Source organism: Sphingomonas xinjiangensis, from assembly GCF_014199255.1.
GTDB classification, from domain to species: domain Bacteria; phylum Pseudomonadota; class Alphaproteobacteria; order Sphingomonadales; family Sphingomonadaceae; genus Sphingomonas; species Sphingomonas xinjiangensis.
In genome coordinates, this window is the sequence record NZ_JACIJF010000006.1 from 117,892 (window position 1) to 130,832 (window position 12,941).

The 12,941-nt window shown below is 68.3% G+C and carries 13 protein-coding genes; 6 read left to right on the forward strand and 7 right to left on the reverse strand.

Annotated elements, in window-relative coordinates; all coding sequences use genetic code 11:
• Positions 1-6: 6 nt before the first annotated feature.
• From FHT02_RS11730 to hemC, 6 genes are read right to left on the reverse strand one after another with little or no spacing between them, the layout of a single operon-like run.
• Positions 7-1,113 carry a CaiB/BaiF CoA transferase family protein gene (locus tag FHT02_RS11730; RefSeq protein WP_184087740.1) on the reverse strand — a complete coding sequence of 369 codons (1,107 nt, stop codon included), beginning with the start codon at positions 1,111-1,113 and terminating at the stop codon, positions 7-9.
• Positions 1,110-1,628 (reverse strand): GNAT family N-acetyltransferase, encoded by a 519-nt coding sequence (locus tag FHT02_RS11735; RefSeq protein ID WP_184087742.1) that lies wholly within the window; start codon positions 1,626-1,628, stop codon positions 1,110-1,112. The genes FHT02_RS11730 and FHT02_RS11735 overlap by 4 nt, the downstream gene beginning before the upstream one ends.
• Entirely contained in the window at positions 1,628-2,812 is a 1,185-nt protein-coding gene (locus FHT02_RS11740; RefSeq protein WP_184087744.1) for an acyl-CoA dehydrogenase, read from the reverse strand. Before FHT02_RS11740 ends, FHT02_RS11735 begins: the two co-directional genes overlap by 1 nt.
• Before the next feature lie 10 nt (positions 2,813-2,822).
• Entirely contained in the window at positions 2,823-3,692 is an 870-nt protein-coding gene (locus tag FHT02_RS11745) for a hypothetical protein (RefSeq protein WP_184087745.1), read from the reverse strand.
• A gap of 31 nt (positions 3,693-3,723) precedes the next feature.
• Complete coding sequence (locus tag FHT02_RS11750; RefSeq protein ID WP_184087747.1) at positions 3,724-4,398, reverse strand: uroporphyrinogen-III synthase; 675 nt, start codon at positions 4,396-4,398, stop codon at positions 3,724-3,726.
• Positions 4,395-5,309 carry a hydroxymethylbilane synthase gene (gene hemC, locus FHT02_RS11755; protein WP_184087749.1) on the reverse strand — a complete coding sequence of 305 codons (915 nt, stop codon included), beginning with the start codon at positions 5,307-5,309 and terminating at the stop codon, positions 4,395-4,397. The genes FHT02_RS11750 and hemC overlap by 4 nt, the downstream gene beginning before the upstream one ends.
• 37 nt (positions 5,310-5,346) lie before the next feature.
• Here hemC and tsaD point away from each other — a divergent pair, with 37 nt between their 5' ends.
• Positions 5,347-6,372 (forward strand): tRNA (adenosine(37)-N6)-threonylcarbamoyltransferase complex transferase subunit TsaD, encoded by a 1,026-nt coding sequence (gene tsaD / locus FHT02_RS11760; RefSeq protein WP_184087751.1) that lies wholly within the window; start codon positions 5,347-5,349, stop codon positions 6,370-6,372.
• A complete protein-coding gene (locus tag FHT02_RS11765) occupies positions 6,369-7,343 on the forward strand; it encodes an NAD(P)H-dependent glycerol-3-phosphate dehydrogenase (protein ID WP_184087753.1) in 975 nt (324 codons plus the stop codon). The genes tsaD and FHT02_RS11765 overlap by 4 nt, the downstream gene beginning before the upstream one ends.
• 13 nt (positions 7,344-7,356) lie before the next feature.
• Here the strand turns inward: FHT02_RS11765 and FHT02_RS11770 are convergent, their stop codons facing one another.
• A complete protein-coding gene (locus tag FHT02_RS11770) occupies positions 7,357-7,518 on the reverse strand; it encodes a DUF1674 domain-containing protein (protein WP_184087755.1) in 162 nt (53 codons plus the stop codon).
• A 71-nt stretch (positions 7,519-7,589) separates the two neighbouring features.
• On the opposite strand from FHT02_RS11770, the gene FHT02_RS11775 reads away from it, so the two are divergent.
• The 4 genes from FHT02_RS11775 to purH all read left to right on the forward strand — a co-directional run bounded on the left by FHT02_RS11775 (position 7,590) and on the right by purH (position 12,923).
• Positions 7,590-8,864 (forward strand): RsmB/NOP family class I SAM-dependent RNA methyltransferase, encoded by a 1,275-nt coding sequence (locus FHT02_RS11775; RefSeq protein ID WP_184087757.1) that lies wholly within the window; start codon positions 7,590-7,592, stop codon positions 8,862-8,864.
• Positions 8,865-8,931: 67 nt separating this feature from the next.
• The gene (rpe, locus tag FHT02_RS11780) at positions 8,932-9,591 is read left to right on the forward strand and encodes a ribulose-phosphate 3-epimerase (RefSeq protein WP_184087759.1); all 660 of its coding nucleotides are present in this window, start codon (positions 8,932-8,934) and stop codon (positions 9,589-9,591) included.
• A 59-nt stretch (positions 9,592-9,650) separates the two neighbouring features.
• On the forward strand, positions 9,651-11,321 hold the full coding sequence (locus FHT02_RS11785; RefSeq protein WP_184087975.1) for a heparinase II/III family protein: 1,671 nt from the start codon (positions 9,651-9,653) through the stop codon (positions 11,319-11,321).
• A 39-nt stretch (positions 11,322-11,360) separates the two neighbouring features.
• Positions 11,361-12,923: a bifunctional phosphoribosylaminoimidazolecarboxamide formyltransferase/IMP cyclohydrolase gene (purH, locus tag FHT02_RS11790; protein WP_184087760.1), complete on the forward strand. Its 1,563-nt coding sequence runs from the start codon at positions 11,361-11,363 to the stop codon at positions 12,921-12,923.
• Positions 12,924-12,941: the final 18 nt, after the last annotated feature.

A 12,941-nucleotide genomic window follows, 5' to 3' on the forward strand; every position in this document is an offset into this window, starting at 1 on the left:
GTTTCCTCAATCCCGCGCCGGGCTGCCCCGCTCGGCCACCATCCGCTCGCCATCGATCACGATCGGGCTCGCCACCCCGGGCAGGCCGTCGCGTTCGATCCGCATGCCCCGCGCGGCAACCTGCGCGTCGGCGAACACTTCGTCCATCCGGTTGATCGGGCCGGCGGGCACGCCGACGCCTTCCAGCGCCTCGTACAGCGCGGCCTTGGCCCAGCCGCCGATCGCCGATTCGAGCAGCGGCAGCAGCACCCGCCGATTCGCCACGCGTGCCGCATTGGTCGCGAACCGCGCATCCGCCGCCACGTCCAGCCCCAGCACGCCGCACAGCCGGGCGAACTGCGCATCATTGCCCACCGCGACGATCAGCGCGCCGTCGCGCGTCTCGAACGCCTGATAGGGCACCAGATTGGGATGCCCGTTGCCCATGCGATGCGGCACGGCGCCGCTCGCCATCCAGTTGAGCGCCTGGTTCGCTAGCACGCCCACCTGCGTGTCGAGCAGCGCCATGTCGATATGCGCGCCCGCACCCGTGACGTCACGCCGCCGCAACGCGCTCAGGATCGCCACCGCCGAATAAACGCCGGTGAAGATGTCGGCATAGGCGATGCCCGCCTTTTGCGGGTCGCCGTCCGGCTCCCCGGTCAGCGACATGAACCCGCCCATGCCCTGGATGATGAAATCGTATCCGGCACGATGCGCGTACGGGCCGGTCTGGCCAAAGCCGGTGATCGAACACACCACCAGCCGCGGATCGACGGCCCGCAGCGTGGCTGGGTCGAGCCCGTACTTCACCAGCCCACCGACCTTGTAATTCTCGATCACCACATCGGCATCCGCGATCAGGCCGCGCACCTCCGCCTGCCCATCGGGCGCGGCGATGTCGATGAAACGGCTGGTCTTGCCTCGATTGGTGGCATGGAAATAGGCCGCGTCGCGGTTCGCGCCCTGCGCATCGTGCAGGAATGGAGGCCCCCAATGCCGCGTGTCGTCACCCGCGCCGGGCCGCTCCACCTTGATCACCTCGGCGCCCAGATCGGCCAGCAACTGCCCGCACCAGGGACCCGCCAGGATTCGCGCCAGTTCGACGACGCGGATGCCTGAAAGCGGCTTCATCCCTCTGCCCGCCGAACCGCGTAAAAGACATGGTCGTGCAGCATCTGCCCATTGCCGCGCTCCACGCGTCGGGGCTGGAGCACGCCGCCGATCTTGTCCATCGCCCTGCGTGAGCGGAGATTGTTCTCGCCCACTACGAAGATCGCCGTGGGTACGAAGCGGTGGATATGGCCGAGCATCAGTTGCTTGACCTCGCGATTGACGGCACCGCCCCAATGTTCGCGCGCCAGGAAAGTGTATCCGATCTCCACTTCTTCGCGCACCGGATCGGGGAAGCAGTAGCGGCTGGCACCGATGATCGTGCCGCTCGCGCGGTCGATGATCGTAAGTCCGCCGCCGCTTGCCAGCGCTTCCTCGAAGAAGCGGCGGAACATGGCTTCCTGCCAGCGGTCCCGTGCGGGATGCAGCTCCCAGATCAACGGATCGGATGCGACGGCATATTGCCCAGCCCAATCCTCCGCCACCGTCGGGCGCAGCAGCACGCGCTCGCCGACAAGGGTCGGCTGAAGGTCCATCAGAACGCCGCGATCCCCGTGATCGCCCGGCCCAGGATCAGCCCGTGCACGTCATGCGTGCCTTCGTACGTGTTGACCGTCTCCAGGTTGATCGCGTGGCGCATCACATGGAACTCGGCGGAAATGCCGTTGCCGCCATGCATGTCGCGCGCGACGCGGGCGATATCCAGCGCCTTGCCGCAATTGTTGCGCTTGATGATGCTGATCGTCTCGGGCGCCAGGATGCCTTCGTCGAACATCCGTCCGGCGCGCAATGCCGCTTGCAGCCCCAGCGCAATCTCGGTCTGCATGTTGGCGAGCTTCAGCTGCACCAGCTGAGTCGCCGCCAGCGACCGGCCGAACTGCTGGCGGTCCAGTGTGTACTGCCGCGCGGCATGCATGCACGCCTCGGCCGCACCCATCACGCCCCAGGAAATGCCATAGCGCGCGCGGTTGAGGCAGCCGAACGGCCCCTTCAGCCCCTGCACTTCGGGCAACAGCGCGTCCTCGCGGATTTCGACGCCGTCCATCACGATCTCGCCGGTCACGCTTGCGCGCAGGCTCAGCTTGCCTTCGATCTTGGGGGTCGAAAGCCCCGCCATGCCGCGTTCGAGCACGAAACCGCGGATCGCGCCGTCATGCGCGTCGGATTTCGCCCACACCACGAAAACGTCGGCGATCGGCGAATTGGTGATCCACATCTTGGCGCCGCTCAGCCGGTATCCGCCGTCGATCTTCTCGGCCCGCGTGCGCATGCCGGCGGGATCGGACCCGGCATCGGGCTCGGTCAGCCCGAAACAGCCCACCCATTCGCCGCTCGCCAGCTTGGGCAGATATTTGCGCTTCTGCTCCTCCGAACCATAAGCATGGATCGGGTACATCACGAGCGAGCTCTGCACGCTCATCGCCGACCGGTACCCCGAATCGACGCGCTCCACTTCGCGGGCCACCAGGCCATAAGCGACATAGCCCAGTCCGGCGCCGCCATAATTCTCCGGGATCGTCGCGCCCAGCAGCCCCAATTGGCCCATCTCGGCCATGATCTCGCGGTCGAAGCGCTCGTCCAGAAACGCGCGCGTGACGCGCGGCAACAGCTCACCCTGCGCATAATCGCGCGCGGCGGCCTGCACCATGCGTTCCTCGTCGGTCAGCTGCGCATCGAGTGCGAAGGGGTCCTGCCAGTCGAACCGGCCCATCTGTGCCATCACACTTTCCTCAGATCGCGTCGGGAGACACGGTTTCAGCAGCCGGCGCGGCAGCCGGCGGCGGGGTGGCCGGCAACTGCACGGCGGCCCGCTCGATCTCGTCCAGCGCGTGCCGCGCCTCGACATAGCGTCGCGCCGCCGAAACCCAGCTTTCGGCGGTGGCGACGCCGGGCAGGTGCGCCACTTCGGCCAGCGCCGCCTCGATCCTGCCCATGTCCAGGTCGCGCTTGGCGCGGCGCAGCCGCTCGGGCCCGCGTGGGCTTGGCGATCCGGCCTGGCGCAGCACCACCATGTCGCCCAGCACGCGCTGCGCCCGGGTCCACAGGCTGTCGTCCGGTCCGGTCAGCAGCTTGGGCGCAATCGTGTCGAGCGCCAGCCGCAGATCCTCGATCGTCACCGGCTGCGCGGCTGCGCGCGTGATCGCCGACACCGCATTGCCATGCTCCTCGGCGAATCGCCGGCGCAATTGCAGCTCCAGCCCACCCAGCGGCGTTCCGCGCTCGATCGCGCGCCGCACCGAAAACGCAATCATCAGCCGCTCGGCCTGACCCGCATAGCTCGATGCGGTACGCGCGCTGGTGCCGACATCGTTCAGCCGGTTTTCCAGCTGGTCCAGCCGCGAAGCCAGGTCCTGCTCGCGTGCGTTCAGCGTCGCCAGATCGGTGCCCGGCGGCACCGGCACCTTCACCGCGACGGGTTGCGACGGCACGGCGATGGTCGGCGCCGGCTGCGGACCCACACCGCCGTCCTGGCCGGTCAAATGCAGCACGCCCGCGGTCGCGGCGATGCCCCCCAGAAAGGCGATGCCGCCGATCAACAGGTTGCTCCGCCGCCCGGAAGAAATAGGGGCCGCTTCCGGCGCGAAAGGCTCGTCGTTCATGGCGTCCTTATTCGCCCCGCGATGGGCGGGGTCAATCGGCCAGCGCGATCGCGGTATCGAGCAGCGCCTCCGGGCTCGGGTCGGGCGCGACGCGCAGCACATTCCATCCTTCGCCGGCCGCTCGGGCGCAGGCGTCGCTCATCGCCACCACGCCGATTCGCGCGCGATCCAGCCCACATGCGTCCACCACGTCGCTCAGCCGCTCGCCGGCGCGTGCCGATTGCACCAGCGCGATCGATCCGATCAGCCGCTCGGCGGCGGCAGGCGCGATGGGCAGGGCTTCGCTGGCATAGACCGTGCGGATATCCGCCACGATCCCGCCCTGTTCCACGGTCCGCTCGCGCCCGGCCAGATGCAGAGCCCGCGAAACGCCTGCTTCGCGCGCCAGCGCCACCAGCGCCGCCGCGCCGGCCCGGCCGATCTGCGCGATGCGGAACCCGGCACGCTCGGCCGATTCGGCGGTCGAAGCGCCGACGGCAAAGACCGGCAGATTCCGCAGCATCGCCAGGCCGGCGCCGCCCTGGCGCACGGCGTTGGCGCTGGTCAGGATCAGCGCGTCAAAGGCTGCGGGGTCGGGCAGGTCCCAGGGTACCGGTGCGATCCCGAACAACGGCAATCGAACCACCCGGCGTCCACGCGCCTCTGCCGCTGCGGCCATGATCCGGTTGCCGGGCTCGGGCCGCAAGACCGCGAAAGGGCGGTTCATCCCTCGAACAGCCGGCGGATCTCGGGTGGCGCATGCTCGAGCAGATCCTGCGCCACTGCACGGGGCAGCAGCGGGTCGAGCGGGGCGCCTTCGATCTGCGAATACAGGTGATGCGCGCCATCCTGCGACAACAGCTCGGCGCGCAGTGTCAGGATGCCGCCCTCCAGCGTCGCCAGCGCCGCCACCGGCGAATGGCAATCGGCTTTCAGCGCCGCCAGGAAGGCGCGCTCGGCGTCGGCGCAGGCATGCGTCTGCGGGTCGTCGATCGCCTTGAGCATCGCCAGGCTATGCGCGTCGTCGGCGCGGCACTCCACGCCGATGATCCCTTGTGCCGGGGCGGGCAGCATCACGTTGATCGGAATGGCCGTGCCGACATCGTCCCGGCCAAGCCGCGCCAGCCCCGCCGCCGCCAGCAGCGTCGCGTCGACTTCGCCTGCGGCCAGCTTGGCCAACCGCGTTTCGACATTGCCGCGGAACAGCACGATCTGCAGATCGGGGCGGATCTTGCGCAATTGCGCGGCTCTTCGCGGCGAACTGGTGCCGATCACGGCGTTTTGGCGTAGCGATTCGATCGAATCCGCGCCGATCAGCCGGTCGCGCACGTCGGCGCGGTGCAGGGTCGCGGCAATGGCGATCATGTCGGGGCGGAACGTCTCGACGTCCTTCATCGAATGCACCGCGCAATCGATGTCGCCCGCCAGCAACGCGCGGTCCAACTCCTTGGTCCACAACGCCTTTCCGCCGATCTCCGCCAGCGCCCGGTCCTGCACCCGGTCGCCGGTGGTGCGGATCGTGACGATCTCCACGTCCTGCGCCGCGACGATTTCCGCGTCGACCAGATGCTGGCCAACCATGTTGGCTTGGGTAAGTGCCAGCGGCGAACCGCGGGTGCCGATACGAAACTTGGCCATGGCTTGTGCTAATGCCCCGGGGGCTTAGATGGATGCAATGGCGCTGATCCTGGGTCTTGAATCGAGCTGCGACGAAACCGCCGCGGCACTGGTGGAAAGCGACGGCACGATCCGCGCGCACAAGCTCGCACGGCAGGACGCCGCACATCGCCCTTATGGCGGCGTTGTGCCCGAAATCGCCGCCCGCGCGCATGTCGAAGTGCTTGGCCCGCTCGTGGAGGCGGCGCTGGAGGAAGCCGGCGTCACCCTCGATCAGGTCGACGCGATCGCCGCCACCGCCGGTCCCGGCCTGATCGGCGGCGTGATGGTCGGTCTGGTCACGGGCAAGGCGCTCGCCTTGGCCGCCGGCAAGCCGCTGATCGCCGTCAATCATCTCGAAGGGCATGGCCTCTCACCGCGCCTTACCGACCGTGATCTCGCTTTTCCGTATCTGCTGCTCCTCGTCTCGGGCGGGCATTGCCAGTTGCTGCTGGTCGAAGGGGTGGGGCAGTATCGCCGCCTCGCCACCACGATCGACGACGCTGCCGGCGAAGCATTCGACAAGACCGCCAAAATCCTCGGCCTCGGTTTCCCCGGTGGTCCCGCCGTCGAAGCCGCCGCCGCCAAGGGGAACCCGAAAGCCGTGGCGCTTCCCCGCCCGTTGCTCGGCTCCGGCGAGCCGCACTTCTCCTTTGCCGGGCTTAAGAGCGCGGTGGCGCGCGTGGTCGGTCAATATAGCCCCGAAGACATCGCCGCTTCGTTCCAGCAGGCGGTGGTCGATTGCCTGGTCGACCGCACTCGCATCGCCCTGGCAAAGGTTCGCCCGACCGCGCTGGTCGTTGCTGGCGGGGTCGCCGCCAACACCGCCGTTCGCGCGGCGCTGGAGTCGCTCGCCGCCGACCATGATCTGGCGTTCGTCGCCCCGCCTTTGTGGCTGTGTACCGATAACGCCGCGATGATCGCCTGGGCCGGGGTGGAACGCCATGCCGCCGGGCTGTTCGACTCGCTCGACGTGCCCGCACGCCCGCGCTGGCCGCTCGATCCCCGTGCCGAAAAGGTTCGTGGCGCAGGAGTGAAGGCATGAAGATCGCAGTCATTGGCGGCGGTGCGTGGGGAACGGCGCTTGCGCAGGTCGCCGCCCGCGCCGATCAGAATGTGCTGCTATGGGCGCGCGAGCCCGACGTGGTCGACAGTATCAACACGCTTCACCAGAACAACCAGTTCCTTGCCGGCGTGCCGCTGTCCCCCTCGATCCGCGCCACCGGTGACCTGGCCGATTTGGCCGATGCCGCCGCGATCCTGGTCGTCGCACCGGCGCAGCATGTCGGCGCGGTGCTGGCCCAAGCGCCGATCGGCGCCACGCCCCTGGTGCTCTGTGCCAAAGGCATCGAGGCGGGCACGCGCCGCCTGATCAGCGACGTCGCGCAGGGCGCGGCGCCCGATGCGCCGATCGCCGTGCTGTCCGGGCCCACCTTCGCGCATGAAGTCGCCGCCGGTCAGCCCACTGCCGTGACGCTGGCTTGCACGGACGCGGCGCTGCGCACCCGGCTGGCCGACCGCCTCGCCGCCCCCGCCTTCCGCATTTATGGTTCGTCCGACGTGATTGGGGCCGAGATCGGCGGGGCGGTCAAGAACGTGCTCGCCATCGCCTGCGGCGTGGTTGAGGGGGCGGGCCTCGGCCAGAACGCCCGCGCCGCCCTGATCGCGCGGGGCTTTGCCGAAATGACGCGCTTCGGCCTTGCGCGGGGCGCACAGGCCGAGACGCTCACCGGCTTGTCCGGCCTAGGGGACTTGGTTCTCACTTGCTCGTCCACCAACTCGCGCAACTTTTCGCTCGGCGTCGGACTGGGGCAGGGACGTAGCGCCACCGAGCTGCTCGCCGATCGCCGCACGGTTGCGGAGGGTGCGTTCACTGCCCCGGTGCTGCGCGAGGCAGCCGCGGATGCTGGCGTCGACATGCCGGTCACCGCAGCGGTGAACGCGCTGCTGGAGGGGGCAGCCGTGTCGCAGGTGATCGAAGCGCTGCTCGCCCGCCCGCTCAAACCCGAACGATAAGCGCGTTCAGCCGTCAGAAATCGACGGCAATGCCCTTCAACTCCCAATCCCCATAGCGGGTCGGATCCTGGCCCAGGGGATCGCCTTCCACCGTGGCGCCAGGTTCAGGCTGCGGCACCGGCGGGCTTTCGGTCAGATATTCGGGCGGCTTCAAATGGGGTGGGCGCTGACCCATGGCAGATCTCCGTTGTTTCGCGTCTTCTATAAGGCTTCCCCTCCACCAGAGGGAGGGGCTAGGGCACGGCAATGGCTCACCCCCCGCAAAAATCCGCACCGCGCACCGAAACTCCAGGCCTTCCCGCCCGCCGCGCGGCGCTCCGCTTGCTCGATGCCGTGCTGCGCCGCGGCCTTGCACTCGAACAGGCGCTGGATAGCGCGGCGAAGGGGCTCGCCCCCAGCGACCGCGGCCTTGCGCACGCGATCGCCGCCGAAACGCTGCGCCGCCTGCCGGATCTCGACGCGCTGATCGACTCCGCCACGCAGCGCCCGCTGCCCCATGACGCAAAGGCGCGCTTCGCGCTGCGCATCGCGCTGGCCCAGGCGCTGGGGCTCGGCACGCCGCACCATGCCGCCATCGCCACGGTGCTGCCGCTGGTGGATGGCGGCCCGCGCAAGCTCGTCCATGGCGTGTTCGGCACGCTGATGCGACGTGACGTGCAGTTTCCCGAAACCCCGGTGCTTCCCGATTCCATCATCGAGCGCTGGCAGCGCCACTGGGGCGAAGCGGCCGTCGATGCGGCTGCGCACGCAATCGCTGCCCCGCCGCCGCTCGACCTGACGCTCCAGCGGCCGATCGACATCGAAGGCGCGACGTCTCTCACGCCCAACCACCTTCGCCTCGCCCCTGGCACATCGGTGCCCGAACTGCCCGGCTTCGAAGCCGGCGATTGGTGGGTTCAGGATATTGCCGCCTCGATCCCCGCCCGGCTGATCGGGCGGGGGCCGGGGGCGGCCCTCGATCTCTGCGCAGCTCCAGGGGGTAAGTCGCTCCAACTCGCCGCTGCTGGCTGGGACGTGACTTCGGTCGATATTTCGGAAAGTCGTCTCGCGCGACTTCGCGAAAACAGCACGCGTACCGGCCTGCCGCTACACGTCGTCGCCGCCGATCTTCTCCAATGGCAGCCACAGGCGCAGGCGCACGCCGTCCTGCTCGACGCGCCGTGCAGCGCCACCGGCATCTTTCGCCGCCACCCCGACGTGCTCCATCGCGTTCGCCCATCGCTCATCAAGGAGATGGCCGAACTCCAGTCGCGCCTCCTGGCGCGTGCGGCGGAATGGGTGCGCCCCGGCGGTATGCTCGTCTTCTCGACCTGCTCGCTCGAGCCCGAGGAGGGCGAGGCGCAGCTGGAGGGATTTCTCGCCCGCCATAACGATTATGCCGTCGATCCGATCCGCGCCGAAGAGCTTCCCGCCGGAATTGTTTCACGTGGAGAGGGAACATTGCGCCTGCTTCCGGGAGCATTGGCCGACGCCGGTGGCTGCGACGGCTTCTTCATCGCACGGCTGAAACGCACGGGCTAACCCTGCCCAAGGCTTTGCTCGCATGCTCTAGTTGCGTGTGACTCGCCCCATGCTAAGGACTGGCACCATGTCCGCAATCCGCATCGCGCCTTCTATTCTCTCGGCTGACTTCGCCCGTCTGGGAGAAGAGGTCCGCGCGATCGACGAGGCCGGTGCCGACTGGATCCACATCGACGTGATGGATGGCCATTTCGTGCCCAACCTCACCATCGGCCCGGCAGTGGTCAAGGCGCTGCGCCCACACACGGCCAAACCGTTCGACGTCCACTTGATGATCACGCCGGCCGACCCGCTGCTTGCCGCCTTTGCCGAGGCTGGCGCGGACACCCTGTCAGTGCATCCCGAAGCCGGTCCGCATCTCCACCGCACGCTTCAGACGATCAAGCAGTTGGGCAAGCGTGCCGGCGTCGTGCTGAACCCGGCGACTCCGCTCGACGTCGTCGACCATGTGATGGACATGGTCGATCTGATCCTGGTGATGAGCGTGAACCCCGGCTTTGGCGGGCAGAAGTTCATCGATAGCCAACTTGCCAAGATCACCGAACTCCGCCGCCGCATCGATGCCAGCGGCCGGTCAATCGATTTGGAAGTGGATGGCGGCGTCGACCGCGACACTGCGCCGCGTGCGATCGCCGCGGGTGCTGACGCGCTGGTCGCTGGCACTGCGACATTCACCGGCGGCCCGTCCTGCTACGCGGCGAATATCGCCGCCCTTCGGGGAAGTTGAGCGACGACGTTCCCGGCTCCGGTGCCGACGGGGTCGAGGCTGGCAAGCGGCTGGTGCGTATGGGTGGCGACCGGGGCCTTTCGCTTGCGGACCGCATTGCCGAACGCCTGTCGCGCCTCACTTGGGGCACCCCGCTTCACGCGATGCGGCTGAAGGGGCGGTACCCGCTCAAGCTGATTGCCGTCCCCGACGATCCCTTTTTCGGCGACATTGACCAGGGCAACGCGCTGCTCGATGGGCGCGTTTCGCTGCGCGGCGAACAGCTCGACATCCTGTCGCTCGACTTCGCCCGCCCGCAAGGCTCGGCGGCGATGCAGGAATATCTGCAAAGCTTTGGATGGCTGCGTGATCTCTCCAGCGTGACTACGCGCGCCAGCGGCGTGCCTATCGCCGAAGAGATCATGCGCCGCTGGCTCGCCGTCCATGCCGAAAAGGTGTCGGATACCGCGTGGCGGAGTGACCGTTGGGGACGGCGCATTCTCGCCTGGACCGCGCATGCGCCGCTCATCCTGTCAAGCAAGGATCTGGTCTATCGCTCGACGCTCCTCCACACGCTTGCGCGCGGCGCACGTCATATCGATCGCGCCGCTGACCGCGTTCAGATCGGCCCGCCGCGCATCGCGGCCTGGTGTGGAGTGCTCATCGCCGGCTTGGTAATGCCCGGCGGCGACGCCCGGCGCAGTTTTGGCGAAGCGGGTTTGAAGCGCGCCCTCGACCAGTCGGTATTTGACGATGGTGGCGTGGTCACGCGCTCGCCCGCCGGGCAGCTCGACGCGATCCAACTGCTCACCGTCCTCATGGAAGGCTATGCTGCCCGGCGCCAGGAGCCGCCGGCGTTCATCGAACAGAGCTTGACCAAGATGGTCACTGCGCTGCTCGGCGTGTGCCACGGCGACAAGGGGCTGGGAAGTTTCCAGGGGAGCGCCCCGGTTTCTGGCGAGCGCATCCAGCAAGTGATCGAAGCCACCGGAGTCCGCACGCGTCCGCTCAAGCAGGCACGCGAATGGGGCTATCAGCGTCTCTCCGCCGGCACCAGCATCGTCGTGATGGACGCCGCGCCACCGCCGCTTGCCCGGCTGGTCGAGGGTGGCTGCGCTTCCACGCTCGCGTTCGAGCTGTCCGATGGGCCGAGCCGCATCGTGGTGAATTGCGGCGGCGCCCGCGCGGCGGTTCACCAATTGGCGCCGGCGCTGCTGGAGGGGCTGCGAACGACCGCCGCGCATTCCACGCTGGTGCTGTCCGACAGCAACTCCACGGCGATCCATGCCGATGGTTCCCTCGGCCGCGGCGTTATCGAAGTGGAGCTGGCCCGGCACGAAACCGATAATGGAAGCCGGATCGAGGCCAGCCATGACGGCTATTGCCGCCGGTTTGGCTTTCTGCACCGCCGCGTGCTCGGGCTCTCGCCCGATGGCAGGGACGTGCGCGGCGAGGATATGCTGATCCCGGCCAGGGGCCGGCGTACCAAGGGCGTGACGCCCTTCGCGATCCGTTTCCATCTGCACCCGCAGGTCGAGGTGGCGCCCACGCAGGACGGCCAGGCCGCGATCCTGCGCACCGCGGATGGCGCGCTGTGGCAGTTCCGCTGCAAGGGCGGAACGCTGGGTGTCGAAGACAGCGTCTGGATCGATGGGCGAGGCCGCCCGATCAACGCCAGTCAGCTGGTGATCGCCGGGGAGACTCCGGCGGGCGGCACCAACCTGAGCTGGGTCTTCCATCGCGCCAAGTAGGGGTTGCGGTACGGGCGCCGCGCTCTAAAGCGTGCCGCCATGGATCAGGTCACCATCAAGCGCGCGCTCCTCTCGGTCTCTGACAAGACCGGGATCCTTGAACTCGGCCAGGCACTCGCAGCCCAGGGGGTGGAGCTGGTCTCCACCGGCGGCACTGCCAAGGCACTGCGCGAAGCGGGGCTCGAGGTTCGCGACATCTCCGACCTGACGGGCTTTCCCGAGATGATGGACGGCCGCGTCAAGACGCTTCACCCCAAGGTGCATGGCGGCCTGCTCGCCGTGCGCGACAATGCCGAGCATCTCGCCTCGATGGAGGAGCATGCAATCGGCGCAATCGATTTGGTCGTGGTGAATCTCTACCCCTTTGCCCAGACCGTCGCCCGCGGCGCCGAGCGCGACGAGATCATCGAGGATATCGACATCGGTGGCCCGTCGATGGTGCGCTCAGCCGCAAAGAATCACGACGCCGTCGCGATCCTCACCGATCCGGCCGACTATCCGCTGGTCGCCGGCGGCACCACGACGCTCGCCGACCGCCGCCGCTTCGCCGCCAAGGCCTATGCCGCGACCGCGGCCTATGACGCGGCGATCGCCAGCTGGTTCGCCTTTGCCGACCAGGGCGAGAGCCTGCCCGTTACCCTCCCGGTCGCGCTGACCAAGGGGCAGGAACTGCGCTACGGCGAAAACCCGCACCAATCGGCGGCGCTGTACCTGCCGCAGACCGGTGCGTCGGGGGTCGCCCAGGCCGAGCAGCTTCAGGGCAAGGAACTCAGCTACAACAACTTCAACGACGCCGACGCGGCGCTCGAACTGGTCAGCGAGTTCAAGGACGGGCCGCCCACCGTCGTCATCGTCAAGCACGCCAATCCCTGCGGCGTAGCCACGGCGGACACCCTCAAGCAGGCCTATCTCGACGCGCTCGCCTGCGACAGCGTGTCGGCGTTCGGCGGGATCATCGCAGTCAACCGCCCACTCGACCGCGAAACCGCCGAGGCGATGGTCGGCATCTTTACCGAAGTGGTGGTCGCGCCCGATGCTGATGCCGATGCCCGCGCGGTGTTCGCCGCCAAGAAGAACCTGCGCCTGCTGCTGACCGGCGAACTGCCCGATCCGGCGCGCCCAGGGCTGATGCTCAAGTCGATCGCCGGCGGCATGCTGGTCCAGTCGCGCGACAATGGCCAACTCGGCGAACTCAAGGTCGTCACCAAGCGCCAGCCGACGCAGCAGGAGCTCGCCGACTGCCGTTTCGCCTGGACCGTCGCCAAGCACGTCAAGTCCAACGCGATCGTCTATGCCAAGGATGGCGCCACTGCCGGTGTCGGCGCCGGCCAGATGAACCGCCTCGAATCCGCCCGCATTGCCGCGTGGAAGGCGAAGGATGCCGCGGAGAAGGCGGGATGGGCCCAGCCACGCACGATCGGCTCGGCCGTCGCTTCCGACGCTTTCTTTCCCTTCGCCGATGGCCTGCTCGCCGCGGTGGAAGCCGGCGCCACCGCCGTCATCCAGCCGGGCGGTTCGATCCGCGACGACGACGTGATCGCCGCCGCCGATCAGGCCGGACTGGCGATGGTCTTCACCGGCATGCGCCACTTCCGCCACTGAGCTGGCGGGCAGGAGCGG

What these genes read in the sequence shown, in the direction of transcription:
- FHT02_RS11745 (WP_184087745.1), bottom strand. Translation starts at nt 3,692, where the DNA reads ATGAACGACGAGCCTTTCGCGCCGGAAGCGGCCCCTATTTCTTCCGGG.
- FHT02_RS11775 (WP_184087757.1), top strand. Translation starts at nt 7,590, where the DNA reads ATGGCTCACCCCCCGCAAAAATCCGCACCGCGCACCGAAACTCCAGGC.
- purH (WP_184087760.1), top strand. Translation starts at nt 11,361, where the DNA reads ATGGATCAGGTCACCATCAAGCGCGCGCTCCTCTCGGTCTCTGACAAG.
- FHT02_RS11770 (WP_184087755.1), bottom strand. Translation starts at nt 7,518, where the DNA reads ATGGGTCAGCGCCCACCCCATTTGAAGCCGCCCGAATATCTGACCGAA.
- rpe (WP_184087759.1), top strand. Translation starts at nt 8,932, where the DNA reads ATGTCCGCAATCCGCATCGCGCCTTCTATTCTCTCGGCTGACTTCGCC.
- FHT02_RS11785 (WP_184087975.1), top strand. Translation starts at nt 9,651, where the DNA reads ATGGGTGGCGACCGGGGCCTTTCGCTTGCGGACCGCATTGCCGAACGC.
- hemC (WP_184087749.1), bottom strand. Translation starts at nt 5,309, where the DNA reads ATGGCCAAGTTTCGTATCGGCACCCGCGGTTCGCCGCTGGCACTTACC.
- FHT02_RS11740 (WP_184087744.1), bottom strand. Translation starts at nt 2,812, where the DNA reads ATGGCACAGATGGGCCGGTTCGACTGGCAGGACCCCTTCGCACTCGAT.
- tsaD (WP_184087751.1), top strand. Translation starts at nt 5,347, where the DNA reads ATGGCGCTGATCCTGGGTCTTGAATCGAGCTGCGACGAAACCGCCGCG.
- FHT02_RS11750 (WP_184087747.1), bottom strand. Translation starts at nt 4,398, where the DNA reads ATGAACCGCCCTTTCGCGGTCTTGCGGCCCGAGCCCGGCAACCGGATC.
- FHT02_RS11730 (WP_184087740.1), bottom strand. Translation starts at nt 1,113, where the DNA reads ATGAAGCCGCTTTCAGGCATCCGCGTCGTCGAACTGGCGCGAATCCTG.
- FHT02_RS11735 (WP_184087742.1), bottom strand. Translation starts at nt 1,628, where the DNA reads ATGGACCTTCAGCCGACCCTTGTCGGCGAGCGCGTGCTGCTGCGCCCG.
- FHT02_RS11765 (WP_184087753.1), top strand. Translation starts at nt 6,369, where the DNA reads ATGAAGATCGCAGTCATTGGCGGCGGTGCGTGGGGAACGGCGCTTGCG.